The sequence below is a fragment of the Bartonella sp. AP36NXGY genome, from assembly GCF_042195865.1.
GTDB lineage: Bacteria > Pseudomonadota > Alphaproteobacteria > Rhizobiales > Rhizobiaceae > Bartonella.
In genome coordinates, this window is record NZ_JBHIPD010000002.1 from 159,834 (window position 1) to 186,180 (window position 26,347).

Annotated in this window: 23 protein-coding genes and 2 pseudogenes; 14 read left to right on the forward strand and 11 right to left on the reverse strand. The window is 38.2% G+C overall.

Annotation, left to right across the window (positions count from 1 at the left end; all coding sequences use genetic code 11):
* The first annotated feature begins 195 nt into the window (after positions 1-195).
* A complete protein-coding gene (uvrB, locus tag ACFINX_RS01625; RefSeq protein WP_375668215.1) occupies positions 196-2,505 on the forward strand; it encodes an excinuclease ABC subunit UvrB in 2,310 nt (769 codons plus the stop codon).
* Between the two features lie 629 nt (positions 2,506-3,134).
* Positions 3,135-3,920, forward strand: a complete 786-nt coding sequence (locus tag ACFINX_RS01630; RefSeq protein ID WP_375668216.1) for a BA14K family protein — start codon at positions 3,135-3,137, stop codon at positions 3,918-3,920.
* 68 nt (positions 3,921-3,988) lie between these two features.
* On the opposite strand, the pseudogene ACFINX_RS01635 reads toward ACFINX_RS01630, so the two are convergent.
* Positions 3,989-4,300, reverse strand: a pseudogene (locus tag ACFINX_RS01635) (MBL fold metallo-hydrolase); the annotation flags it as partial.
* A 4-nt stretch (positions 4,301-4,304) separates the two neighbouring features.
* Here ACFINX_RS01635 and ACFINX_RS01640 point away from each other — a divergent pair.
* A pseudogene (locus ACFINX_RS01640) lies at positions 4,305-4,703 on the forward strand (two-component sensor histidine kinase); the annotation flags it as partial.
* 472 nt (positions 4,704-5,175) lie between these two features.
* The gene (locus tag ACFINX_RS01645; protein WP_375649438.1) at positions 5,176-5,799 is read left to right on the forward strand and encodes a BA14K family protein; all 624 of its coding nucleotides are present in this window, start codon (positions 5,176-5,178) and stop codon (positions 5,797-5,799) included.
* A gap of 68 nt (positions 5,800-5,867) precedes the next feature.
* Here ACFINX_RS01645 and ACFINX_RS01650 read toward each other — a convergent pair whose 3' ends face one another.
* Positions 5,868-6,518: an MBL fold metallo-hydrolase gene (locus tag ACFINX_RS01650; protein WP_375617610.1), complete on the reverse strand. Its 651-nt coding sequence runs from the start codon at positions 6,516-6,518 to the stop codon at positions 5,868-5,870.
* Positions 6,519-6,662: 144 nt separating this feature from the next.
* Here ACFINX_RS01650 and ACFINX_RS01655 point away from each other — a divergent pair, with 144 nt between their 5' ends.
* Both ACFINX_RS01655 and ACFINX_RS01660 read left to right on the forward strand, forming a co-directional pair.
* Positions 6,663-7,367 carry a response regulator gene (locus ACFINX_RS01655; protein ID WP_375668217.1) on the forward strand — a complete coding sequence of 235 codons (705 nt, stop codon included), beginning with the start codon at positions 6,663-6,665 and terminating at the stop codon, positions 7,365-7,367.
* Between the two features lie 7 nt (positions 7,368-7,374).
* Entirely contained in the window at positions 7,375-8,715 is a 1,341-nt protein-coding gene (locus ACFINX_RS01660) for an ATP-binding protein (RefSeq protein WP_375622250.1), read from the forward strand.
* 45 nt (positions 8,716-8,760) lie between these two features.
* Here the strand turns inward: ACFINX_RS01660 and ACFINX_RS01665 are convergent, their stop codons facing one another.
* Positions 8,761-9,261 (reverse strand): YbjN domain-containing protein, encoded by a 501-nt coding sequence (locus ACFINX_RS01665; RefSeq protein WP_375622251.1) that lies wholly within the window; start codon positions 9,259-9,261, stop codon positions 8,761-8,763.
* Between the two features lie 379 nt (positions 9,262-9,640).
* Complete coding sequence (locus tag ACFINX_RS01670; protein ID WP_375622252.1) at positions 9,641-9,910, reverse strand: accessory factor UbiK family protein; 270 nt, start codon at positions 9,908-9,910, stop codon at positions 9,641-9,643.
* A 304-nt stretch (positions 9,911-10,214) separates the two neighbouring features.
* Here ACFINX_RS01670 and lgt point away from each other — a divergent pair, with 304 nt between their 5' ends.
* The 4 genes from lgt (at position 10,215) to ACFINX_RS01690 (ending at position 14,449) form a co-directional block, all read left to right on the forward strand.
* Positions 10,215-11,093 carry a prolipoprotein diacylglyceryl transferase gene (gene lgt, locus ACFINX_RS01675; protein WP_375622253.1) on the forward strand — a complete coding sequence of 293 codons (879 nt, stop codon included), beginning with the start codon at positions 10,215-10,217 and terminating at the stop codon, positions 11,091-11,093.
* Positions 11,068-12,147 (forward strand): class I SAM-dependent methyltransferase, encoded by a 1,080-nt coding sequence (locus ACFINX_RS01680; protein ID WP_375668235.1) that lies wholly within the window; start codon positions 11,068-11,070, stop codon positions 12,145-12,147. Before lgt ends, ACFINX_RS01680 begins: the two co-directional genes overlap by 26 nt.
* Positions 12,148-12,249: 102 nt before the next feature.
* Positions 12,250-13,041, forward strand: a complete 792-nt coding sequence (pgeF, locus tag ACFINX_RS01685) for a peptidoglycan editing factor PgeF (RefSeq protein WP_375668218.1) — start codon at positions 12,250-12,252, stop codon at positions 13,039-13,041.
* 475 nt (positions 13,042-13,516) lie between these two features.
* Entirely contained in the window at positions 13,517-14,449 is a 933-nt protein-coding gene (locus ACFINX_RS01690; protein WP_375606345.1) for a ribose-phosphate pyrophosphokinase, read from the forward strand.
* Here the strand turns inward: ACFINX_RS01690 and ACFINX_RS01695 are convergent.
* Positions 14,446-15,945: a helicase HerA domain-containing protein gene (locus tag ACFINX_RS01695; RefSeq protein ID WP_375612981.1), complete on the reverse strand. Its 1,500-nt coding sequence runs from the start codon at positions 15,943-15,945 to the stop codon at positions 14,446-14,448. The two genes, ACFINX_RS01690 and ACFINX_RS01695, sit on opposite strands and share 4 nt — an antisense overlap.
* A 292-nt stretch (positions 15,946-16,237) precedes the next feature.
* Between ACFINX_RS01695 and ACFINX_RS01700 the strand changes: the two genes are divergently transcribed.
* Positions 16,238-16,867 (forward strand): 50S ribosomal protein L25/general stress protein Ctc, encoded by a 630-nt coding sequence (locus ACFINX_RS01700; RefSeq protein ID WP_375611180.1) that lies wholly within the window; start codon positions 16,238-16,240, stop codon positions 16,865-16,867.
* 75 nt (positions 16,868-16,942) lie between these two features.
* Positions 16,943-17,524 (forward strand): aminoacyl-tRNA hydrolase, encoded by a 582-nt coding sequence (gene pth, locus ACFINX_RS01705; protein WP_375631640.1) that lies wholly within the window; start codon positions 16,943-16,945, stop codon positions 17,522-17,524.
* A gap of 221 nt (positions 17,525-17,745) precedes the next feature.
* Here pth and ACFINX_RS01710 read toward each other — a convergent pair whose 3' ends face one another.
* Positions 17,746-18,489, reverse strand: coding sequence for a L,D-transpeptidase (locus ACFINX_RS01710; RefSeq protein WP_375611178.1), 744 nt, complete (start codon positions 18,487-18,489; stop codon positions 17,746-17,748).
* A 265-nt stretch (positions 18,490-18,754) separates the two neighbouring features.
* On the opposite strand from ACFINX_RS01710, the gene ychF reads away from it, so the two are divergent.
* The gene (gene ychF, locus ACFINX_RS01715) at positions 18,755-19,858 is read left to right on the forward strand and encodes a redox-regulated ATPase YchF (RefSeq protein WP_375668219.1); all 1,104 of its coding nucleotides are present in this window, start codon (positions 18,755-18,757) and stop codon (positions 19,856-19,858) included.
* 159 nt (positions 19,859-20,017) lie between these two features.
* Here ychF and ACFINX_RS01720 read toward each other — a convergent pair whose 3' ends face one another.
* The 4 genes from ACFINX_RS01720 to petA form a co-directional block, all read right to left on the reverse strand.
* A complete protein-coding gene (locus ACFINX_RS01720) occupies positions 20,018-20,458 on the reverse strand; it encodes a PRC-barrel domain-containing protein (protein WP_375611176.1) in 441 nt (146 codons plus the stop codon).
* 110 nt (positions 20,459-20,568) lie between these two features.
* Positions 20,569-21,465, reverse strand: a complete 897-nt coding sequence (locus tag ACFINX_RS01725) for a cytochrome c1 (protein ID WP_375668220.1) — start codon at positions 21,463-21,465, stop codon at positions 20,569-20,571.
* Positions 21,459-22,715 (reverse strand): cytochrome bc complex cytochrome b subunit, encoded by a 1,257-nt coding sequence (locus ACFINX_RS01730; RefSeq protein ID WP_375611174.1) that lies wholly within the window; start codon positions 22,713-22,715, stop codon positions 21,459-21,461. Before ACFINX_RS01730 ends, ACFINX_RS01725 begins: the two co-directional genes overlap by 7 nt.
* A 4-nt stretch (positions 22,716-22,719) precedes the next feature.
* Entirely contained in the window at positions 22,720-23,268 is a 549-nt protein-coding gene (gene petA, locus ACFINX_RS01735; protein WP_375611173.1) for a ubiquinol-cytochrome c reductase iron-sulfur subunit, read from the reverse strand.
* Positions 23,269-23,994: 726 nt separating this feature from the next.
* Between petA and ACFINX_RS01740 the strand changes: the two genes are divergently transcribed.
* A complete protein-coding gene (locus tag ACFINX_RS01740; protein WP_375668221.1) occupies positions 23,995-24,471 on the forward strand; it encodes a tRNA (cytidine(34)-2'-O)-methyltransferase in 477 nt (158 codons plus the stop codon).
* A 485-nt stretch (positions 24,472-24,956) separates the two neighbouring features.
* Here the strand turns inward: ACFINX_RS01740 and ACFINX_RS01745 are convergent, their stop codons facing one another.
* The gene (locus ACFINX_RS01745; RefSeq protein WP_375612987.1) at positions 24,957-26,210 is read right to left on the reverse strand and encodes a CCA tRNA nucleotidyltransferase; all 1,254 of its coding nucleotides are present in this window, start codon (positions 26,208-26,210) and stop codon (positions 24,957-24,959) included.
* Between the last annotated feature and the right edge of the window lie 137 nt (positions 26,211-26,347).

Here is a 26,347-nt window from a genome sequence, read left to right on the forward strand (position 1 = left end):
CAACCACAAATATGCTCCTTCCAAAGAAATACTTCGAAGAATTTGTCTCATAAAAAACTTGATCAATATCCTAATGAAGGCTCCAATAAACCAAAACAAATCTGTTCAATAACGTTTTGCTGTTGTCGTAATAAATTTGTAAAAATTAGTATTTTCTTTAAAATCACCAGCACTTTTCTATCAAAGGATACAACAATGAAAAATGGTGTTACTGCAACAGTAGAAGCTCTTTCTGCTCTTATTGCTTCAGGTAATCCTCTTTTTAAGAATGGTGCATTATGGACACCTCACCGCCCCATTCGTCCTGAAAAATCTGAAGGTGGTATTCCATTTCAACTCGAAACATCTTTTAAACCAGCGGGAGATCAACCTCAAGCCATTAAAACTCTGGTTGAGGGAATTCAAAAAAATGAACGTACACAAGTGCTTTTGGGTGTTACCGGCTCAGGGAAAACCTATACAATGGCCAATATCATTGAAAAAACACAGCGTCCAGCTCTGATTTTAGCTCCCAATAAAACTCTAGCAGCGCAGCTTTATGGGGAATTTAAAAGTTTTTTTCCCCATAATGCCGTCGAATATTTTGTTTCCTATTATGACTATTATCAACCAGAAGCCTATGTTGCACGCTCAGACACTTATATTGAAAAGGAATCCTCAATTAATGAACAAATCGACCGTATGCGCCATGCTGCAACACGCGCTGTCTTAGAGCGTGATGATGTTATTATCGTCGCATCTGTCTCCTGCATCTACGGAATTGGTTCCGTAGAAACCTATACGGCCATGACCTTCGAAATAGAAAAAGGGGACAAACTCAATCAACGAAAACTCTTGGCTGATTTAGTCTCTCAACAGTATTATCGACAAGATATCAACTTCGTTCGTGGTTCCTTTCGTGTACGAGGGGATACAATCGAAATTTTCCCTGCCCACCTCGAAGATCGTGCTTGGCGTATTTCGCTCTTTGGCGATGAAGTGGAAACAATTACGGAATTTGATCCTCTCACCGGACAAAAAACAGGCGATCTTCAATCAATTAAAATTTATGCCAACTCACACTACGTAATACCACGCCCAACACTTAACCAAGCGATGAAATCTATCAAAATGGAACTCGTTCAACGCCTCGATGAGTTGAACGAAGCTGGACGTCTTTTAGAAGCACAACGTTTAGAACAACGTACAGTTTTTGATTTGGAAATGTTGGAAACCACCGGTTCATGTCCAGGAATTGAAAATTATTCACGTTATTTAACAGGACGAAATCCCGGTGAACCACCCCCAACTTTATTCGAATATATTCCACTCAATTCTCTTGTTTTTATCGATGAAAGCCATGTAACCATTCCCCAAATTGGTGGTATGTACCGAGGTGATTTTCGCAGAAAAGCAACCTTAGCAGAATATGGTTTTCGCCTCCCTTCTTGTATGGATAACCGTCCTTTGCGCTTTGAAGAATGGGATGCTATGCGCCCACAAACGATTGCTGTCTCCGCAACACCTGGACGGTGGGAAATAGAACAATCTCACGGTACTTTTGCAGAACAAGTTATTCGCCCCACAGGGCTTGTTGACCCACCAACAGAGGTTCGTCCAGCCAAAAATCAAGTCGATGATGTTGTGAATGAAATTCGTAAAACAATTCAAAAAGGCTACCGCACACTAGTGACCGTCCTAACCAAGCGTATGGCCGAAGATTTAACGGAATATCTCCACGAACAAGGTATTCGTGTACGCTATATGCATTCCGACATTGATACATTAGAACGCATTGAAATTCTACGCGATCTTCGGCTTGGCACCTTTGATGTCCTCATCGGTATCAACTTGCTCCGAGAAGGCTTAGATATTCCAGAATGTGGTTTTGTTGCCATTCTAGATGCCGATAAAGAGGGCTTTTTGCGCTCTGAAACTTCCCTCATACAAACAATCGGACGTGCTGCACGTAACGTAGATGGCCGTGTTATCCTCTATGCAGATACGATCACTGGTTCCATAAAACGAGCCTTACAGGAGACACAAAGACGTCGACAAAAACAAATAGCCTATAATGAAGAACACCATATCACACCGAAAAGTATCAAAAAAAATATCGGAGATATTCTCAATTCATGCTATGAAAACAACCATATTCGTACAAATATCCCTGATGTCATCGAGAAAAAAAATATGGTTGGCAACAATTTAGCATCTCATATTAAACACCTCGAAAAATTAATGCATGAAGCAGCTGCTGATCTTAATTTTGAAGAAGCAGCACACCTTCGCGATGAAATCAAACAATTACAAAAGATAGAACTAGAACTCGCGGAAAATCCCTTAACACATCATAGCGAACAATCCACCCATGAGCGCGTATTACAACCAAGTCTTTTCTCCAAACCAAACCTTGCACACATGGGACCAACCATGGACACTGGTATTTTGGAAAATCAAAAAGGAAAATCTCGTAAAAACACCCCTAATCAAGCAACAATAAAACGAAAAAAACGCAATCAATGAAGGAGCAAAAAATTTCAAACCGCATAAAATAATCTTCAGCTCTTCTAAAAAAAGACGAAAGCTCAAAAGCAAACAGCGTTATCCGAAAAATAGACAACCTCCAACATCAAGGGTGCTTCAATTTGTCTAAAACAACATGAGAGAGAACATTTTATAAAAAATTTCTAAAATATATTATCTTTATACAGTTATACTCTGATATCTAACTCAATATTATTTATCCTTACAAGAAAATATTCAAATAGGACACTGTCCTATAATACAAATAAAGTAAAATAAGACTTTATCATAGCACCATAAGCCTATGATAAAAAATGATAACTTTTATTCATATCCCTATTGTTCAATTCATATTGTACCAAACAATAAAAAATTATCCCTAAATAAAGAGTTTATATTCCATAGTAAAAAATCGTGGACTCTCAATACAAACTTATTAATTAACCTCAAGCAGAGTACATTAATTGAAATCAAAATTCTGTTATGATTTCATTTTACTGTCTCCGCGATAGATTTAACTAAATAAATTTTTATTTTTTTGTCACAATAAAGTCCAAAATTGTTCAGGCTCTATTCAGTTTGAAACGTGTAGGATGTGAAAAATACGAATTTACACAAGGAGCATCATTATGAAAAAAGTGATCAGGTTAGCGGTATTATCAGCAATGTCAACTGTGACCGTTTTGATGCCGCTAAATGCAACGCTTGCGGATATGGCATGGAATCGTAGTGACTCTATCTCGAGAGAAATAGATGATATGATGAGGAAGATGCGTAAAGAAACAGATGATGCGATAAGGGAAATGAGGAAGAAAGCTGATATTCTGCCTTGCGGTTTTTCTCGCTCCCATTGTTCTGATAAAAAACGTAGCTTTTTATCTGATGATTTCCAAAAGTTTGTTGATGATTTCCACAAGAGTTCTGATGACGACAAGAGAAGATTTAAAGCCAAACATGAAAGGTCTGTAGCCAAACATAGTAAGACGGAACAACAACAACACCATCATCACCACCACCACCATTATCATCATGTTGAAAACAAAACATATCATTACGTCGAGCGCAAAAAGACAAAACACAGTAATATTCATATAGATAACTCAGGAGATGCTTTAGCGGTGGGTATTCTTGGTCTTGCAACAGGTACGATTCTTGGTACAATTTTAAAAAAACCAGAACAGCCACAAGTGGTTTATCAAATAGTACCACAAAATCAGGTAATTTATCAAAAAGTTCCGCAAAATCAAAGAGTTTATCAAGTGCAGCAAACGGTGGCATATGAGCCACTCCAGCAATCATTAGAATCTGATTGGCTTAACTATTGCAAGAAAAAATACCGTTCTTTCAACCCTAAAACAGGAACTTTCCGAGACCGTAATGGTTTGGAACACGTTTGTTATGCCCCAATAAATTAACTTCTGTTCTGCCCTACTAAAAAGTCTTAAATGGCAAAAAAAAACGCTTCAAAGCGTTTTTTATTTGCTCATATATTAAAATCTTGAAGAAAAGGATTATTTTGGCGCTCATAGCCTATGCTACTTTTGGGACCATGCCCACAGATAAAACAAACATCATCGCCTAAGGGTAAAACTTTTTCTCGAAGAGATTGCATCAATTTTTCATAAGAACAGAAGGGGAAGTCCGTACGTCCAATAGAACCACGAAAGAGAACATCACCCAAGAGGGCTAAGCGCTCTTTTTCATTGAAATAAATAACATGACCAGGGGAATGCCCCAGTGTATGTAAAACCCTAAACTCATGTCCAGCAAAATACACACACTCACCATCTTCTAACTATATCGAACAACGCACCACGATGCTTTCGGGTGTAAGCCATGATTTAAGAACCATTCTCACCCGTTTTAAACTTCAGCAAGCGTTAGCAAATACTGACTTTGATATCAAGCTGCTTGAACAAGATGTGAGCGACACGCAAAACATGTTAGAAGATTACCTTGCTTTTGCCCGTAGTGAAGAAAGTGAGTGTGTTAAAACTTTTGATTTAAATGCTCTTATGCAAAAATTCTCTACCGATGTGCATCTTCACAAACGTCAATTTTCCTACACCATTGAAAGCCCTACACCAATACAAGCACGCCCACGTGCCTTCAGGCGTCTCATCAGCAATCTTGTGTCAAATGCATTTTGTTATGCCAATACTGTCAAACTAACAGCCATATCCCAACAAGAATGTTTCCCATATATCAAAAAAAGTTCCCGCAATATATTATATTTATACAGTTATAATATGATATCGAACTCAATATTTAGCCTCACAAGAGAGTGGTCAAACAGGACTGTATTCAATCACACAAATAAGGTTCTATCTTAGCACCATAAGCCTATAATAAAAAACGATAACTTTTGTTCATACACCTATTGTTCAATTCATATTGTATCAAGCAATAAAAAATTACTCATCAATAAATAATTTATAACCAATAGTAAAAAATCTGGTGCTCTAAATACAAGCTGCTTAATTAATCTTAAGAAGAGTACATTAATTGAAATCAAAATTCTGTCATGATTTTATTTTATTGTATTGATAATAGTTTTAACTAAATGAATTTTTATTTTTTTGTCACAATAAAGTCCAAAATTGTTCAGTCTCTATTCAGTTTGAAACGTGTAGGATGTGAAAAATACGAATTGACACAAGGAGCATCATTATGAAAAAACTCTTCAGATTAGCGGTATTATCAGCAATGTCTACTGCAACCGTTTTGATGCCATTAAATCCAACGCTTGCAGATATGGCATGGTATCATAACTATGACATGAGAAGGGAGGCTGGTTTACCGTCTCACAATTTTAGCTCCCATTTTTCTCATAGTGAACATCACTCTTTTGATAACCCCCACACGCGTCATTATGTTAGCCATAAATGGGGAGCACAACAACACCATCATGTTGAACACAAGACATATCATTATGTCGAGCGCAAAAAGACAAAACACAGTAGTATTAATATAAATAACTCAGGAGAAGCTTTAGCAATGGGCATTCTTGCTCTTGCAGCAGGTGCACTTCTCGGCAAAATTTTTAAAAAATCAGAACAGCCACAAGTTGTTTATCAAACCGCACCACAGCATCAAATTGTATATCAACAGGTTCCACAAGAACAGATAATTTATGAAGCTCCGCAAACGGTGGAATATGAGCCAGTACAACAATCATTAGAATCTGATTGGCTTAACTATTGCAAGAAAAAATACCGTTCTTTCAACCCTAAAACAGGAACTTTCCGAGACCGTAATGGTTTGGAACACGTTTGTTATGCCCCAATAAATTAACTTCTGTTCTGCCCTACTAAAAAGTCTTAAATGGCAAAAAAAAACGCTTCAAAGCGTTTTTTATTTGCTCATATATTAAAATCTTGAAGAAAAGGATTATTTTGGCGCTCATAGCCTATGCTACTTTTGGGACCATGCCCACAGATAAAACAAACATCATCGCCTAAGGGTAAAACTTTTTCTCGAAGAGATTGCATCAATTTTTCATAAGAACAGAAGGGGAAGTCCGTACGTCCAATAGAACCACGAAAGAGAACATCACCCAAGAGGGCTAAGCGCTCTTTTTCATTGAAATAAATAACGTGACCAGGGGAATGTCCTGGGGTGTGAAAAACCTTAAACACATGTCCAGCAAAATGAACGCACTCACCATCTTCTAACCATTGGTCAGGAATACAGATGCAAGCATCAGTGATGCCATAATTTTTTGCGCTTTCGCTCACGGCATCCATCACAGGCTTATCATCGCGATGTGAACCGATAATTTTTACATTAAGCGCTTCTTTCACTTGCATTGCTGCTCCTACATGATCAAAATGACCATGTGTTATCCAAATAGCCTCAACGATAACACCATTCTTTTCGATTACGTCTTGAATTCGTGGCCAATCACCACCAGGATCAACGAGAACCCCCGTTTTACATTCACTATCAAAAAGCAAAGTGCAATTTTGTTGGAATGTCGTAACTGGAATAATATGTATATTAAGACTACCCATAATATCCTTTTCAAAAATAACTTTTTTAAATTTATAAATAAAACTTTCTTTCCTTTAAGGTAAAGGTGCTGCTCGACAGCTTTATACAACTTATGTAAACTTGCATTTTGTGTAAACTAAATTTTTATCAAGGTTTTTTTAAGAATGAGCAATCACGTTCAAGTTTTGTGTGACGATGCCCCTCACCTTCTTGTGATTGATGACGATACACGTATTCGCAATCTTTTATTTCAGTTTCTCATTAAAAATGGATTTCGTGTTTCAGTTTCAGCCAATGCGAATGAAGCAAGACGACTATTGGCAAGTTTAGATTTTGATCTTCTTATTGTTGATGTCATGATGCCTGGTGAAAACGGTATTGACCTCACTCATTCACTCCGCCAAACAAAAAATGTCCCTATCTTCATGCTAACAGCTTTATCAGAAATAGACAATCGTATCCGTGGATTAGAAGCAGGGGCAGATGATTATCTGGCTAAGCCGTTTGACCCTCGTGAACTTCTCCTTCGCATCAACGCCATTTTACGACGAGGTTTTCCCCTTAGCCAACCCAAAATTGAGCAAATCGTTTTTGGTCCTTATATATTTTCAATTTCACGACGCGAACTCAAAAAAGGAGGAGAAATTATTAAATTAACAGATAAAGAGCAAGAAATGATGGTCATTTTTGCCGAAAATGCAGGCGATACAATTCCGCGCCATAAATTTGCGACCGATGACAGCAATATAAGTGAACGTGCCATTGATGTGCAGATCAACCGCCTTCGTCGTAAAATAGAAAAAAATCCAGCACTCCCTATATGGCTCCAAACTGTGCGAGGAATAGGGTATAAACTCTCAATTGAATAGGCGCACAATGTTCAAACCTTTAAGATTTTTTTTTCGATGGCTAACGAAAAAGATGCCTAAACGGCTTTATGCTCGTTCTTTGATCATTATTATTGCTCCCATGGTGCTTCTGCAAACGGTCATTGCTTACGTCTTTATGGAACGTCATTGGCAAATGGTAACCGAGCGTCTTTCAACTGCTGTCGTGCATGATATTTCAGCCATTATTGATATTCTTGAAACATATCCACAACAAGATAACTATGAAGATATCAAGCGTATTGCACAACAACGTATGGGATTAAACATTTCTATTTTATCTCCTGCCCCCTTACCCCCACCAGGACCTAAGCCATTTTTTGCAATTCTTGATTATTTTCTAAGTGAAGAAATCACCCGCCAAATTAACCGTCCCTTCTGGATCGATACTGTAGGAGATTCTGATCTTGTTGAAATCCGCATCCACCTTGGTCACAATATCTTACGCGTCTTTGCTCCACGCAGCCAAGCTTATGCTTCCAATACTGCTATTTTTTTAAGCTGGATGGTAGGAACAGCTCTTGTTTTATTGCTGATAGCAATTTACTTTTTGCGCAATCAAATCAAACCGATTCAACAATTGGCTGAAGCAGCAGAAAGCTTTGGACGCGGTCGTCCTTTACCAAAAGGATTTCAACCACAAGGAGCTGATGAAGTTCGTCGTGCAGGCATCGCTTTTGTACGCATGCGTGAACGTATTGAACGCCAAATTGAGCAACGTACCATGATGCTCTCAGGAGTAAGTCATGATTTAAGAACCATTCTTACACGCTTTAAACTTCAGCTAGCATTAGCAAATACTGACTTTGATATTAAACCGCTTGAGCAAGATGTAAGTGACATGCAAAATATGTTAGAAGATTATCTTGCTTTTGCTCGTGGTGAAGGAAGTGAAAGTGTCAAAACTTTTGATTTAAATGCTCTTATGCAAAAATTCTCCGCCGATGCTCATCTTCACAAACGTCAATTTTCTTACACTATTGAAGGTCCTACAGAAATACAAGTACGTCCCCGTGCTTTCACACGCTTAGTCAGCAATCTTGTATCAAATGCATTTTGTTACGGTACGACCGTTAAACTAACCGCTAACTCTCAACTAGAATCTTTTATATTGATAATCGATGATAATGGACCTGGAATTCATGAAAATATGCGCACAGAAGTTTTTAAGCCATTCTTTCGACTTGATAAAGCGCGAAATCAAGATGCAAGTGGAACAGGACTTGGTCTTTCTATTGCCCAAGACATAGCACGCAGCCACGGTGGCAACATACAATTAGATGAGAGCCCTCTAGGGGGGGTGCGCGCTATTCTTGATATCCCCCTATGAGTAATATTTCAGCAAACCGTCTGTAAAAATAACAGACTGTATATTTTAGGCATTCCCTACAGTTTCAAACAAAGTGTACTGTAGTGCCTTGTAAGCACTTTCTCCCGACAAAGCAACCATCTGAAATGCAACATAATGGCTTTCACAGACTTTAAGTGCATGTATCAACAATGTTTCAACCTGTATATGAGATGGATGCATCCCACCAGCCAAAAGAAGACCTTGTCGATAAATAACTGAATTATTCCTTTGCCAGTAATCAAAATGTCCCAACAACAACTTTTCATTAATTGCTAGCAATAAGCGCTGTATTTCAGCTGTTTGAGCATTTTTTATAGAAAGATCAAACGAACAAGCTAAATGAAGTGCTTCATGCTCTTCCATCCATGAAAAAGCAAGACGATAGTTTGCACGTTTTCCTTCCACACAAACGCTAATTTCATCTTGTGCATCCCGCTCAAATGACCAATCATATTCACAGGCAATCTGTTCGATAAAATCAACAGGGTGCTCTTTTCTTTCTGTGGCGCAAAATGCAAGCCTCATCACAATCCTCAATCATCTTTAAACATTGTCAACAGAATATAAACCATCTAAACTGTAACAATATTTTGCTACAATCAGAACCTTTACACCAAACAAATACACATAAAAACATCGACAGTACACAAACACCCAGAACACAATCGCGCTGTTTAGGGCAACCTGATAATCATAAAACGAATCATCAAGTCTTTTCAGTGTATTGATACAATTTCATAGCGCCAGCCCCCCTGATTCAAAAAAATGTATTTTACCCCCAAAAAAATCAAAAATAAACAAATGCTCCGCTCTAACAGACTCAAGATTAAGCATTTTTTAGTTTCACGCATCATATTGAAAAATTGGGGATATTTTTTGAAGATTCTTTTTTTAAGAAACTATTTTACTTTTTTGTGTCTGCGTTTTTTAAATCATCTTTTTTTAAATCATCAAGGCGCCTTTTCAAATCAGCATTATCAGCATGGATTTTCAGCACCATCTCCTTAAAAGTCTCAAACTCTTCGCGAGAAACAAGATCAAGTTTGTTTGCTATCTTTTCAGCCTGCACACGAAAAGCTGTTCCAGCTTCACGTCGTATGCCTTGCGCAACGTCAGCAGCATCCGTTGCTAATTTTGCTAATTCATCAAAAATACGGTTTGATCCATTACGCATAACATTTTTCCTTAAATTTTAATTATTGACGCACGCATTATAGCGTATTCTCATAACATTTAGATACTGTAATTTGTTCCTTTTACTCTATATTTTACATACTATGTAGACTTTTCATAACGATTTTGTTTAAGAGTTTTTAATACTCCTTTTATCACCATATTTTTTTACCGCGATAAATCAGTGGAAATCTATCACCCTTTCTGTCTAGCCTCCCTACTGACTTGACCATTGTGCATTCATCTGTCATTTCTGATCATCAGAGTCACTTCATATTCATCTCATAATGTAAGATGCTTAACTCATGAACAATTTGTCTTGTCCAGCCATTGCTTTTCCGTCTTTTCTTGATCCTGTCATTATCCAGCTAGGTCCTATAACACTTCATTGGTATGGACTTGGTTACGTGCTGGGTATTCTTTTTGCTTGGTGGTATGCGCAAAATTTATTAAAAAAAACATCTCTATGGTATAGAAACCACCCTCCTATGGATAAAGAGAAGATCGGAGATTTTGTTGTCTGGTCTGCCATAAGTGTTGTTGTTGGAGGACGTTTAGGACAAGTTCTTGTATGGGATCCCATTTACTATTTTAACCATCCAAGTGCTATCATTGCCGTATGGGATGGGGGAATGTCCTTTCATGGCGGACTTATTGGTATTATCATTGCTATGATCTGGTTTGCCCGTAAAAATCATATTAACATACGAGCCATGTTTGATATCATTGCTGCAGGTGCTCCTATTGGTATCGGCATTGTACGAATTTGCAACTTCATCAACCAAGAGTTATGGGGCAATATTACTACACATCCTTGGGCTGTTTGTTTTCCTCTCGATCCTTACTATTTACCGCGCCATCCAAGTCAACTTTATGAAGCATTTATGGAAGGATTTCTTCTCTTCATCATCCTGTGTCTTCTTATTTTTTGGTTCAAAGCATTAAAACGTCCCGGTACTGTATCAGGGATATTTATTATAGGCTATGCAATAGCACGCAGCATTTCTGAAATTTACCGTGCTCCTCAGGAAGATCCAGAATGGTTTTCCACACTTTTCCATTCTACTGGTTTTACCTATGGCATGGCTTTATCTCTTCCCATGTTTCTTTTAGGGGGATATCTTCTTCTCCATGCCTTTAAATATAAATCGACAGAAAATGGCCAGTCTCAAAGAAAAAATTAAAGAAATTATTGCCCTTAATGGACCAATCACTGTTAGCCAATATATGACGTTGGCACTCACCGATCCTCAATTTGGTTATTATCAAACACAAACACCTTTTGGACGTGCTGGTGATTTCATTACAGCACCTGAAATAAGCCAACTATTTGGAGAGATGATTGGCATTTGGACTCTTGCAAGCTGGAAAGCTCAAGGTTGTCCTTATCCTTTTATTCTCGCTGAAATAGGTCCAGGACGTGGAACTTTGATGGATGACATTTTGCGAACTATCCAAAAGCTCTCTCAAACGGCATTTAATGCTGCTGAAATTTTTCTGATAGAAATAAGCAAAAAACTTGCAAAAGAACAAAAAAAACGCCTTTGCTCTTATCAAAAACAAATCCATAGCATTGAAAATTTTAATCAAATTCCTTCAAAACCTCTCTTCCTCATTGCTAATGAATTTCTCGATACACTCCCTATCAACCAATATATTAAAGTCAATGGAGAATGGAAAGAGCGCTGCATTACAGTCAATCAAAATGGAGATTTCATCTTTATTGCTGCCCCACATAGACTTCCCTCTTCTTGTCTACAAACCTATTGTTCTAAAGTGCCTGACGGAACAATTTTTGAACATGCCCCCTTACGACATCAGTTCATGAAACAAATCAGCCACCATTTAGTGCAAGTAACAGGTTCTGCTTTACTTATCGACTATGGTGCTTGTGATCTTGCTTTTGGTGATACGCTGCAAGCTCTCTCAAAACATAGATTTCGTGATGTTTTCGATGCCCCTGGTGAACATGACTTAACATCCCATGTTGATTTTTCTTTTTTAAAAACCATCGCTCTTGAACAGGGCTGTTTTGCTGAAATCTTCGAGCAAGGAGAATTTCTTTTTAAAATGGGGCTACTGGAGCGCGCAAAACAGCTTGGAGTGGGAAAAAGCACTCCTTTGCAAGATAAAATCCGCCAAGACATCGAACGGCTCGCTGGTCCAGATCAGATGGGAAAATTATTTAAAGTTTTACATTTCAGTAATAAAAACATCTCCATCCCTCCCCAATTTTGATGATCAGCGCTTTTGTCAATAAGCACATCATTATCTGAAATATTCATTGACAAATATGAACATCTCCATCCTCATTTCAAATAATCTCCATAAGGAACTTTTATGAAATCTATCCCTCATCCCATTCTTGCAAAAAATCTTTCTACTTTACACAGCCATGGGATAAAACATGGATTTTTTACACGTCAAGGTGGTGTTTCAAAAAATCTTTATCATAGTCTTAATGTTGGGAAAGGTTCAAATGATCAACCTGAACATATCGTACAGAATCGTCTTTTGATCGTCAATTATTTTTCTATTGAGGCGAAAAATTTAGTCACAGTCAATCAAATACACTCCTGTAACGTTGTCGTAGCTCATCAAGCAACTATCGGTACCCCTCCTCAAGCTGATGCTCTAGTTACGACCACCCCAGAACTCGTTATTGGGGTTCTTACAGCAGATTGCGGCCCCATTCTGTTTGCTGATCCACAAGCTGGAGTCATCGCTGCAACTCATGCTGGCTGGCGTGGAAGCTTAAATGGAATTATCGAGAAAACAATTGCTGTTATGGAAAAACAAGGAGCCAAAAGACAATCAATAACAGCAGTCCTTGGACCTTGTATTGGTCCATGCCACTACGAAGTAACAAGTGAATTTTACGACCAATTTATGGAGAGCCATAGCAAATTTCAAAAATATTTTTTAAAAACAGAAAAAGTCAATCATTTTCGCTTTAATCTATGGGCATTTATTATAAACAAACTCAAAGAAGCAGGCGTTAATGCTTCTTGTGTAGAGCTTTGTACCTATCAAGATGAACAGCGTTTTTTCTCCTATCGCCGTGCAATTCACCGCAACGAACCCGATTACGGACGGCAAATTTCCGCTATTATGCTGAAAAACAAAAGATGAGCCCCTTTTATGCTTGAGAACAATACCAAAACTGCAAAACTAAACTTTTTACCCAAATGGAAAAATAAATCCCATTGTACTTTGCTTTTTTCACGAAATTATCTAGCAGCCCATAAAATATGATAGCCTTCGCTATGATCATTTTCAATGTTTGGTTATAATGATTGAAGGCAAGATGATACTTCTTTTTATTACTCCCCTTCATTCATCTTCAATATGAAACATTCTCCATATTGAAAACATTTTTTATAAAATAATAACCAAAAAGCTTAATCAATATGTATTTCTTTGCCGCATGGAGAAAAAACTTTGCTCTAAAAGTAATAAACTTTTGGAAAAAGAGAAAACATACTGCATAGCTCTTTTATAATAATCGATAAAATTGTAAGGCTTTTGTAATTGCTCTCTTGCAATTTAATAAAAAGAAATTAAAAACCGTGTCGCATTCCCACCATGATGATTCAGAGGTTCTACTATGAAACTTTTCTGCGGAAATTCTAATCCACGCCTAGCTGAAGATGTTGCAAATTATTTGAACATCCCCTTAGGCAAAGCAACTGTAAAGCGCTTTGCTGATCAAGAAATTTTCGTAGAACTGCATGAAAATGTACGTGGACAAGATGTTTTTGTTTTGCAATCTACATCCTATCCCGCAAATGATCATTTGATGGAATTACTCATCATGATTGATGCCCTTCGTCGTTCTTCTGCGCGTCGTATTACAGCTGTTATCCCCTATTTTGGCTATGCCCGCCAAGATAGAAAACCAGGACCACGAACTCCTATTTCTGCAAAACTTGTTGCCAACCTCATTACTGAAGCAGGGGCCCATCGTGTTTTAACACTAGACCTTCATGCAGGACAAATTCAAGGTTTTTTTGATATCCCTACGGATAATCTCTATGCTGTTCCTGTCATTTCTCGCGATGTCAAAGTGCATTATTCTCTTGAAAATGTTATCGTTGTTTCACCTGATGTGGGTGGTGTGGTTCGCGCGCGCGCGCTTGCCAAGCGCTTGAACAGTTTGCTCGCTATTGTGGATAAACGTCGCGAAAGCCCCGGTGAATCAGAAGTTATGAATATCATTGGAGATGTATCGGGAAAAGATTGCCTTTTGCTTGATGATATTGTTGATTCAGGTGGAACTTTATGCAATGCAGCAAGTGCTCTGCTTAAACATGGTGCCAATAGTGTCACAGCTTATATCACGCACGGTGTTCTTTCTGGTAATGCAATCGAGCGAATTGCTAATTCAGAGATGAAAGAATTGGTTATTACAGATTCAATTATGCCAACACAAGCTATTGAGAAAACCCATAATATTCGTGTTTTGCCCATTGCCGACCTTATGGGAGAAGCAATAGCAAGGACAGCAGCAGAACAATCGGTTTCCAGCTTATTTGGTTAAAGTGGTTCCTTGGGGTCTCCCGGTGCTGTTTCAACACCAAGATCAGGAAAGGCAACAATACGTTGACCACTAAAATGCGTGTGAATAACAATAAGTCCACGCTCTTCAAAGTAGGTTAAAAGTCGGCGTGCACGGCTTAAAGAATGAGTCCCATAAAGACGTGCTAAAAATGCATCAGATGGACATGGCTTTCCCCCTAATGCGGCCTGTGCCACGTTCAAGAAGACTCCTTGAACATCTTCTTCCAAACTTTCTGATATCTGCAAAATATGTTTCCAATGTTCACTGACAGCCGTTTGTTCATCAACAAAAGCCTGAGCAATAGCCAATTTACGCCGAAATTGTGAAAGATTAAAAGGAACCTTTGACATCCCATGGATACGGCAACGAACTGAAAAATCTTGATAAAGCACCGCTGTTGAACGATAAAAAGCTTCAGAATCCTCAAGAATTTCCCGAATAATATGTTCTGCTTGCCCGTCACGCTCAACATCAGAAAGTTCAGGAAATAAACTTGGGTTTTCTTCTAACAACTCTTGTTTTTTATGCACGACCTCCTCTAACATCTCGTGCATTGACTTTTCCCTCATCGGCTCTCGTGTTTGTTTAAATGGCGTTAAAATTTCCTCTGGTGAAGCAGTAAAAACGAGCTCTTGCACATCATCCCGCTCTGTTGGAAGTGGCATTAATTTAGGGCTAGAAGAGCGTGCCAAAGTTTCAACAGAACCGATAATAATTGGTAAGGGACGTCGTGATAAAGCAGGGCCTAAAGCTATAAAATTTCCCCGTTCAAGATCTCTAAACATTTCCGCTTGGCGACGCTCCATCCCCAAAAGATCAGCGGCGCGCACCATATCAATATCTAAAAAAGTCCGCCCTATTAAAAAGTTTGAAGCTTCAGCCGCAACATTTTTGGCAAGCTTAGCCAAACGTTGTGTCGCAATAACACCAGCAAGACCACGTTTACGTCCTCGACACATCAGATTGGTCATAGCGCTCAAAGAAATTTTACGCGCTTCATCAGAAACTTCTCCTGCTGCAGTTGGAGCAAACAATTGTGCTTCATCGACAACGACAAGCATAGGATACCAATAATCACGTTCCACATCAAACAGTGCCCCAAGGAAAGCCCCTACAGCACGCATCTGTTGTTCAGTGTCCAAACCTTCAAGATTAAATACCACCGAAACCCGATGTTGTCGAATGCGATGCGCAATACGTGTCAATTCTAGTTCGCTCCGTTGAGCCTCTACAATAACATGACCAAATTTATCTGCCAAAGTTACAAAATCGCCTTCTGGATCAATTACACAATGCTGCACCCACTGAGCACTTTGCTCCAGAAGACGGCGTAAAAGATGTGATTTCCCTGAACCAGAATTACCTTGTACAAGAAGACGTGTCGCCAATAATTCTTCCAAATCAAGAAGTGCTGGCATCGATTTATGCAAAGCACGACTTTCTGACATCTCACCCAAGGCAATCTCAACCTTCATAACATCTCCAGTGTTTGATTTTGAACATATCAGTGCCAGCACATATTGGTTGATTCTCCATCCACACCGTAATTTGTAACATTTCCTCCTTTTTAACGGTAGAAATCATCGATTTTTCCCACAACTCTTGCATCTATGAATAGTTTGAACTATAGAACAAACTTCTGCGTAGACACCCTTGGAGGCAACGTAGAATGGAGTGATCGCTGTTGGTTAGCGCATATCTTCATATCCATGCAAAAACTATTACTGTTTTTGAAGGATCTCCAATCATGTAAAAAGGACTTAAATTATGAGCAAAAGCTACACTCTTAAGGCCGAAAAACGCGAGCGGGTTGGTAAGGGGTCCTCCCGTGAACTTCGCCGCAACGGTCTTATTCCTGCTGTCATTTATGGTGAAAAACAACCACCTTTGGCAATAACAGTTCCCTATAAAGAAATTTTCTACAAAATTCATGCTGGTGGCTTTCGCACCACCATTGCAACGATTATTCTTGACAAGCAAAAAATTATGGTTTTGCCAAAAGATTATCAATTAGATCCCGTGCGTGACTTTCCCCTCCATGTAGACTTTTTGCGCATTTCAGCAAAATCCGTTGTAGAAGTGAATATTCCTGTCCACTTCCTCAATGAAGATACGGCACCTGGACTTAAAAAGGGTGGTGTCCTCAATATTGTTCGGCACGAAATTGAATGTACAGCTCCAGCAAGTGCTATTCCTGAAGCTATTGAAATTGATCTCTCCAGCTACTCTATTGGTGATTCTATTCACATTTCAGCAGTGCAACTGCCAAAAGATGTGACTCCCATCATCCAAGATCGAGACTTTACCATTGCAACCATTGCAGCTCCTGCTGGCATGGATGTCAGCGATGAAACTTCTGAACAAGAAAATGATGAAGAAGACACACAAACTTCATAAAACTCAAAAGGCGGGAATTTTTCCGCCTTAATTTATGAGACATTACCCTTACTCATACTTTGACTGAAGATACACATGTGGCTTATTGCTGGTCTTGGCAATCCTGGTTTACAATATCAAAATAACCGCCATAATATCGGTTTTATGGCTGTTGATGCCATTTATCAGTCCTTCTCTTTTTCTCCATGGTCAAAGAAGTTTCAAGCAGAAATCTCCAATGGTTTCATAAATAATGAGAAAATTTTTCTTATAAAACCACAAACTTTCATGAATCTTTCTGGTCAAGCTATCGGTGAAGCTTTGCGATTTTATAAATTAGATTTAAAGAATTTGATCATCATTTATGATGAACTAGACCTGTCACCGGGGAAAGTTCGTATAAAAATTGGTGGAGGACATAATGGGCATAATGGCATTAAGTCTATTGATGCCCATTGTGGTACTGACTATTGTCGTATACGCATAGGAATTGGTCATCCTGGAAGCAAAGAACTTGTTCATCAACATGTCTTGGGGAATTTTACCAAATCTGATCAAGAATGGTTATCCCCTCTCTTAGAGACAATTGCAAAAAATATCGCTCTCCTTATAAAAGATGATAAATCCCTCTTTATGAATGAAGTTTCACAAACGATAAAACACAATCAGAACCATTAGCTTGCGTGCCCCTGTCGCGTGAAGAATATGAATAAGAACTCTTAAAAAAATCCTCTTATAAACTTTCTCAAAGGCAAAATCTGTTGGCAACGTGAGAAGCTAGAAAATAGAACTGAATACAAGCTTGTATACACCTTTGAAGAAGAAAGGCTTATATTCTCTTTTGAGAGAAAGAGAAGATTGAACAGCAAACACAGCTCTCTCCAATCTTCTCCCCTAAATTAAAAAAAATCATTTGGCTGAATGGTCGACTGTAGCGGATCGTAACCATTTGATTGTTGACTATAAACTGTAGGAATACTCCTATTGTTTTGCAATACCACAACACGCGAACCAATGGGAACACGATCATAAAGATCGATAATATCTTGATTAAGCAAACGGATACACCCACTTGAAATAGCACGCCCAATTGACCACGATTCGTGTGAGCCATGAATACGGAAAAGTGTATCTTTCCCATTTTTGAACAAATAAAGTGCCCGCGCACCTAATGGATTATCGGGCCCTGGTGGCATTCCTTTCCCAAGATGACCATAACGTTCTGGTTCTCGAGCCATCATAGCTGCAGTAGGAGCCCAATTTGGCCACCGACGCTTGCGCTGTATAACCCCCTCACCTTCAAATGCTAGGCCTTCTTTACCGACACCAATCCCATAACGCAAAGCTTTTCCATTTTCACCAATAAGGTAAAGAAAACACTCTTGCGTATCTATAACCAATGTTCCAGGCGCATAAGATGTATAATAAATCACCTCTTGTCGCCAATATTTTGGATCAATTGTCGCAAGATCAACAGCAGGTAACGAATAGGTCTCATTCGTTACAGGACCATACAAAGCCTGTATTTCTGGTGGAATGTATCGAACTTGTTGAAAAGGTACCGATGACATATCTGACTGACGTGTAGCACATCCAGCCAAAGCCAAAAGTGCTGCAATTAAAAAGGCACAACGAGATAACACTCTTCTATTTTCTCCGATTAATTATTTATGCAGATTTGCATACCATGAAAAACTTAGCACAATATTAACATTAATTCGAAGTTTTCTTATCCTTGTAACTAAGGAGAACAATAAGGTAAGAAGAACTAAGGTAAAAAAGTAGATACCTATTACTTTAGACTTTTTTCTCACTTATCGCAAGACCAGGACTATAACTCTTCTGAAAATATGCTATAAAAAGGAAGCTTTATCTTGACCATAAAATTAATAGAAAAGAAAGACTCTCATGGGCTTTAAATGCGGTATTGTCGGATTACCTAATGTCGGGAAATCAACTCTTTTTAATGCATTAACAAAAACAGCCACTGCACAGGCTGCCAATTATCCTTTTTGTACCATTGAACCCAATACCGGAGAAGTTGCTGTTCCAGATTTACGAATGGAAAAAATTGCATCAATCGCTGGTTCAAAAGAAATGATTCCTACACGCATTAACTTCGTCGATATTGCGGGGCTTGTGCGAGGAGCTTCAAAAGGCGAAGGTTTAGGAAACAAGTTTTTAGCCAATATTCGCGAAGTCGATGCTATTGTCCACGTTTTACGCTGTTTTCAAAATGAAGATATTACCCATGTAGAGGGACGTATTGATCCTGTTTGTGATGCGACAACGGTTGAAACCGAACTCATGCTTGCGGATCTTGAAAGTCTTGAGAGACGAATCATACAAATCCGTAAACGAGCAACCGGAAAAGACAAAGAAGCTCTCACAATTTTACCTATTATGGAAAAAGCATTAAACATACTGCAACAGGGAAACCCTGTCCGGTTATTACTCAAAGATATTTCTTCCGATGAACACCACATTCTTAAGAGTTTGAATCTTTTAACCTCCAAGCCTGTACTTTATGTTTGTAATGTAAGCGAAAATGACGCCGCTCGTGGAAATAGCTTTACCCAAACAGTTGAAAAAATGGCAACAGAGCAAAATGCGCAAAGCATTATCATTTCTGCTTCTATCGAAGCGGAAATTACACAACTGAGTGATGCTGAAGCATCAGAATATCTCAATGCGCTAGGACTCTTTGAACCGAGTCTCAATCGCCTCATTCGCGCTGGTTACCATTTACTTGATCTCATTACTTACTTCACCTGTGGGCCTAAGGAAACACGAGCATGGACAATTACGCGTGGTACAAAAGCTCCCCAAGCAGCTGGTGTTATTCATTCAGATTTTGAGCGCGGTTTCATTCGTGCCCAAACCATCAGCTATAATGACTATATTGCTCTGGGTGGAGAAAGCGGTGCAAAGGAAGCAGGAAAAGCCCGCGATGAAGGAAAGGAATACATTGTGCAAGATGGCGATATCATGTTATTTAAACATAATACTTAAATCTTCACTCTGTCTTAATAGTTTATCTTGAAAACTTTGATAATAGCTCCTTGGAATCTTGTCGCAAAAATTCTCAAGAGCTTTTAGAACAAAAAAACTGTTGCTAGCATATGATTGTGATAGCAACAGCTTGGTCCATTAAAGAATAGAAATATAAAATTAGCGTGTCCAACGCCCTTCGTATTTAAATGTTGGAGCGTTCTTTAAAGAATCTTTTGTCGCATTTGTAATAAGTTTCCATTTACCATAATCATTTGTCATCTGGATTGTTTCTGGAGAAACGACCACATAACTCTCGCCTATGCCAAGAAAACCACCAACAGCAATAACAAATCCTGCAATATTATTTTCACGTAAAATAATATCTTTTACTTCACCAATATTTTCATCTTCTATATTATATACATTGGCGCCTATAAGACTGGAAGCAACAAAATCCGTTGCTAAAGGTGTCACATAACGCACAGACTTATCTATCCCCACCTGTACAATACCCGTCGAAGAGATCATTTCAGGTTTTGAAGGCACTTCAAAAGACTGAGCATAAGTACTAGAAACCATCAAAATTGACATAAGAGTAGTACATGCAATTTTTTTCATTTTAACATCTCCATTTTTACTTTGCTTTTACTTTATAAAACCTCAATGCATCATAAAAAGATTTGTTCCTTATGCTCTTTATACTCTATACTCTTTTGAGCCTTATCGCTTTACCCTTTTCTCTTTATTTCGTCTTTTATTTCTTTCTCTAATTCTTCTTCTAAACCACACCAAATACGATTTTTTAAAATATAAACAAACCCTGCAAAAATGATTAAAAATAAAATAACACGAAAACCGGTTTTTTTACGAATTTCCATATGAGGATCGGCAGCCCACATCAAAAAAGCAGAAACATCGCGCGCATAATGTTCAATGATTTCTGGGGTTCCATCTTCATAAGCAACCATACCATCACTCAAAGGAGGAGCCATAGTTAAAGAATTACCGGCAATAAAATAAGGATTATACCAATAACCATTCGCAATTTTTATCTCCTTCGGTGCCTTCTGATATCCTGTTAAAAGAGCTGTAATATAATCTGGACCAGCTGTATCATAATGAGACAATGCATCAGTAATTAAAGCAGGAAACGGCAAAGATACCCCACGTGCACGTGCTATCAATGTCAAATCTGGAGGATAAGCACTATTCAAAATAAATCTTGCTTCTTCTTCATGTGAAAAGGGAGAAGGAAAACAATCCGTTGCAACCCCAGCACGTTTAAAAAATTTTCCTTCTCGATTAGGACCATCGCGCACTTCATATTGCCCCGCCAAAGCTTTGATCTGTTCTTGATCATACCCAAGATCTTTTAAATTGCGAAAAGCCACATATTTTAGCCCATGGCAGCTGGAACAAACTTGTCTATAAACCTTTAATCCGCGCCTCAATTGCGCCTTATCATAAAGCCCAAATGGACCTGAAAAACTCCATTCTTGTTTTTTAGGAACCTGTAAAGGAAAAGAAATAAATCCTTCTTCCTGATCAGAGGCATCACTCGCTAAACTCTGAGCAGAAAAACTCATAGCAACAATAACAACCAGCCCGACAAAAACATTTACCATAGTCTCTTTTTTTTCTGTTTTAAATCTTGCATAATTGAAGAAGGAAGAGAACAATTTTTTTCAAACGCTGGCAAAATCGGCAAAATAACCAAAAAAAATATAAAATAATAAACCGTAGCCAATTGTGTCCATAAAAGAATTTTGTCACTTATTTCTCTTGACCCCAACCAACCAAGAAAAACGACATCAATAACCAACGCCCAAAAGAAAATTTTATAAACAGGTCGATATCTTGCTGAACATATTTTAGAGCGGTCTAACCATGGCACAAAAATTAAAATGCAAATCGAACTGACGAATAAAACAAAGCCAACAAAGTTTGAAGAGAAAATACCGATATCAAAAGTTATAGCACGAAGCATCGCATAAAAAGGCAAAAAATACCATTCTGGAACCACACGAAGAGGTGCCTTTAAAGGATCTGCCACACTATAATTTTCAGCCTGCCCCATATAATCGGGCATATAAAACAAAAACCAGGCAAAGAAGATGAGAAAAACAGTAATAGCAAAAATATCTTTGATAAGCGCATAAGGCGAAAATGGAACTGTTTCCTTATCTGATTGTATAGCAAGACCCGTTGGATTGCCTTGCCCAACACAATGAATTGCCCAAATATGCAGCCCCACAAAAAGAAGCAAAATAAATGATAAAACATAATGGAAAACATAAAAACGATTCAACGTTGGTTGTCCTACGACATAACCACCCAGAAGTGTCTCATGCAACCATGTCCCCACCAAAGGTATCGTTTTTAAAAGCCCTGCAATCACTGAAGCCGCTGAAATAGACATCATCCCCCAAACAAGCACATAACCAAAAAATGCTATTGCCATCATGATGATATAAATAAAAATACCTGTAACCCATACCATTTCTCGCATATTTTTATAAGAACCATAATAAAGTCCACGTGCTAAATGGATATAAACAGCAATAAAAAAAAACGAAGAGCCTACACAATGCCATGGACGAAAAAGCCAACCAAACTGCCCTTCACGCCGAAATCGTTCACTGGTTTCAAAAGCCAAATGAATATCCGGAACATAATGCATAGCCAAGACAATACCAGTCAAAAGCTGTGATAAAAGCATAATGGTCAAAATACCGCCAAATGTATAAAAGTAATTAAGATTACGCGGAACAGGAAAAATCACAAATGCATTATAAAAAAAACGAGGAAGAGGAAAACGCTTATCAAACCAACGGGCAAGTGCATTTTTAGGACAATAAGGAGAAAACCTTGTCATAACCTTATCCTATTTTGAGCAAAGTATCAGAAAGAAATTGGTAAGGAGGAATAGCCAAATTATAGTTAGCTGGACCCGACCGCACTCTTCCAGCTGTATCATAAACAGACCCATGACATGGACACAACCACCCTCCAAATTTCCCAGATTGCCCAAGTGTTATACAGCCTAAATGCGTACAAAGATTAATGACGATAAGCCAATTTTCACGTCCTTTACCTGCTGAACGTGCAAAATCCGTCGCTTCTTTTTCACCTTCAAGATTAGGATTGCGCGCTTGACGATCTTTTAGAAGTCTCAATTCAGTAGCGCGCGCATCAGCAATTTCTTTTGCCGTACGATTTCGAATAACAACAGGCTGTCCTCGCCACTTTACCGTTACTGACATCCCCTCTTCAATACCAGAAAGATCAACCTCAACAGAGGAAGATGCCAAAACAGCTTCATCTGGACGCAACTGACGGATAAAAGGCCACACAACCGCTCCCATTCCAACTGCTCCTGCAACAGCTGTTACCAAAAACAGAAAATCCCGCCTCGTTTGCTCACCCATGGCCTTAACTTAAAGAGACACTTTGCTAAAACATTCTTTTACCATACCCTCTCCCATTGTACAATGCTTGATCACTCCGTTACCTCAACCATAAAAACATCCCCGTAAAACACTCCTGCCATTTGTATGGTTTATACAAAAAACTGTTTTATAATGATAATTCATCGTTTTACAGAGTAAATGAAATCCCTAAACACCGTAAGGTTTTTTCATTTCAAACCTATTCATATTAATCAATCAAAATTACTCCCCCGCCCGTGAAAATCAGAGATAGCATGTAAATAAACACTTCTAAAGAAAGAAACATAGTCTTGTTATGACCATATCTCAGTAAACAAGTTGAGCTTATCGGTTATTTCTTTAACACATTTACAGCATCTCTCCCTCCCTCAATTCCAACTGGTTGCATGAGTATTTTTTTCGCTTCTGTTTTTGCATAAAAAGCATATTTTGTTGATTTTAATTAAAATTGATGATCTAACCTCATTAAATATCCCACTTTTCAACATAATGAGCCAAGTTATTTCATGGATTGCTCAATAAAAGGAAGTCCCGAATAGGGAGCTTCTCTCTTATCCCAAACAGATCTGTATACATAACTTTTTCCCTGAAATTTAAAGGGTATAAAAATTAACCGTAAAAAACATGTATTTCTCAAAGCATATTTTTCGAATAAATTGTGGTATTTCTTTACAAAGTCGAAAGAAAAATCATATTACAGAGAACATGACACTTCATATAGCTCTTTTCCAACCTGATATTGCTGGTAATACTGGAACGATTTTACGTCTTAGCGCTTGCTTTGGTTTACATGTGCACATTATTGAACCTGCAGGCTTTAATCTGTCGGATCGTAATCTCAAACGCGCAGGATTGGATTATCTCGAATATGCGTCCTTAGAACGACACATTGATTGGCAACATTTTATAAGCTCCATGAAACACTTTAACCGCCGCCTGTTGCTTTTAAGTACAAAAGCAAAAACATGCTATACGCAGATATGCTATCAAAGAAATGATGTTTTACTTTTTGGTCGGGAATCAGCTGGAGTTCCCGATTATGTTCATGAAGCGGCCGATTACACATTAAAAATTCCCATGCAACCACAGGCACGCTCTCTAAATCTCGCCATGAGCGTAGCCATAACAACAGGAGAAGCATTACGCCAAATTGGTTATCATGAAAGAAACTGTAATCTATAAAAACATAAATTATCACGAAAAACAATAATACAACATATAAAGAACAGTTAGAGCGTATAATGCCTATCATTTTCCAACAATTAAGTGCTGGTAAAATAAACATTTCTTAGTGCCCATCACATCCATTTCATATCACCTCATATCACCACCTATGAATGATTAAATACTCCTCATAGTAAAAATCCAGTGAACATCCCCCTCTTTATGGTCATACAAGGTGCAAACCGCTACCACTATTCTCTTTATTCGTTCTCATTTTCGAGAATCCTTATCTTTGAGATGATTCATAAGAGACATTTTTCCTCTCTGTAATCATTTTTCCTCACTTGTGACGTGTAAGGCAATAACTTTGATTGATGTAATATGAACAGGTTTGAAATAACCTTACAATATTGTGAACTCTTATTTCACATAAATAATGATTATTATAAATTAATATGTTGACTTAAAAAATATAAACAACAGTGAGTTTATAAACAGAAATATTATAAATCAATTTTTTCTAATAGTGCATGACGATCCATTAAAAATCCGCTTTCAATCCATATCATTTCTAGCTCTTTAAGCTTTTTTCCTAAAAGTACACCTTTTGTAAAACCTTTCTTTATTAAATCGTTACCATTAATAGGAAAAGTTGGAATTTGCCATTTTTGGGCAAATTGATAAAGCTTGACATAACCCTCTGCTTTTTGCAAAGCATCACTTTTTTCCAGATGATCAAGATGTGATGCAGCGACAGACAACGATAATTGATCTAAAACTGGCTGTCGTCCATGAAAATAAATCAGTTTTTGCACAAAATGATCAGAACAGTTTTGGTTTATTATTTCTAACTCTGCCCATTCTTTTAATCGCGTTGTTTCCTTAAGAGAAAAACGCAAGCGCTGTGCCATTTCATGAAGACGCATGGGATCAGGAGGAAGAAGGCTTTCTAGCCGTAACAATGGATCAACTTTCCAACCAAGATCCTGTTCTGTCTTCACCAATGCGTGAATTGCATCAATACCCCATCGTTCTGTTTCAGGAAAAATGAGTGCCAAAATTCTGCTTTGTCGCATCCATAAAAGAGCACGCGTTGGATCAAACGCCGCAAGAAGCTTTTTCATTTCTGCCCAAATACGTTCAGAAGAAAGTTTTTTTAAACCGTGTTTTAAACGAACACATGCCTTCAATCCTTGCACATCAGGTCGCCCTGCTCCATACCACGCAAAAAAGCGAAAAAACCGTAAAATACGCAAATAATCTTCGCCAATACGATCTTCTGCAACCCCAATAAAACGAACTGTTCGGCTAGCAATATCACTCAAACCTCCCACATCATCATAAAGGTTGCCAGCAGCATCACAATAAAGCGCATTTATCGTAAAATCTCGCCGTTCAGCATCTTTTTTCCAATCACGACCAAATGCCACTTTTGCATGACGACCATCTGTTTCAATATCGCAGCGAAGCGTTGTAACCTCATAAGAACATGAATGAGCAACTACTGTTATTGTACCAAAAGCAATCCCTGTAGGAATAGCTTTAAATCCTGCTTCTTCTACACGTGCAATAACCTGTTGCGGCAAACAGGTTGTTGCAATATCAATATCACTAATAGGCTGCCCTAGCAGTTGATTGCGCACTGCTCCCCCTACAATACGCGCCTCTTCCCCCTCCACAGACAAAACACGAAGAAGTGTTTGGATATCACTTTGTTGTAACCACGCAACCTGTTTGAAGTTCTGTCTTATATTCACCCTTTAACCTTTCAAAAAAGTTGTCTTCATTGCTTTAAAAAACTCTCTTCATAAAACAAATTTTTTAAGACATCCCTTATAAAGCACGTCTATTCTTCCAAAGAAACTTTTCTCTTCTATACGAATATGAAAAAAAA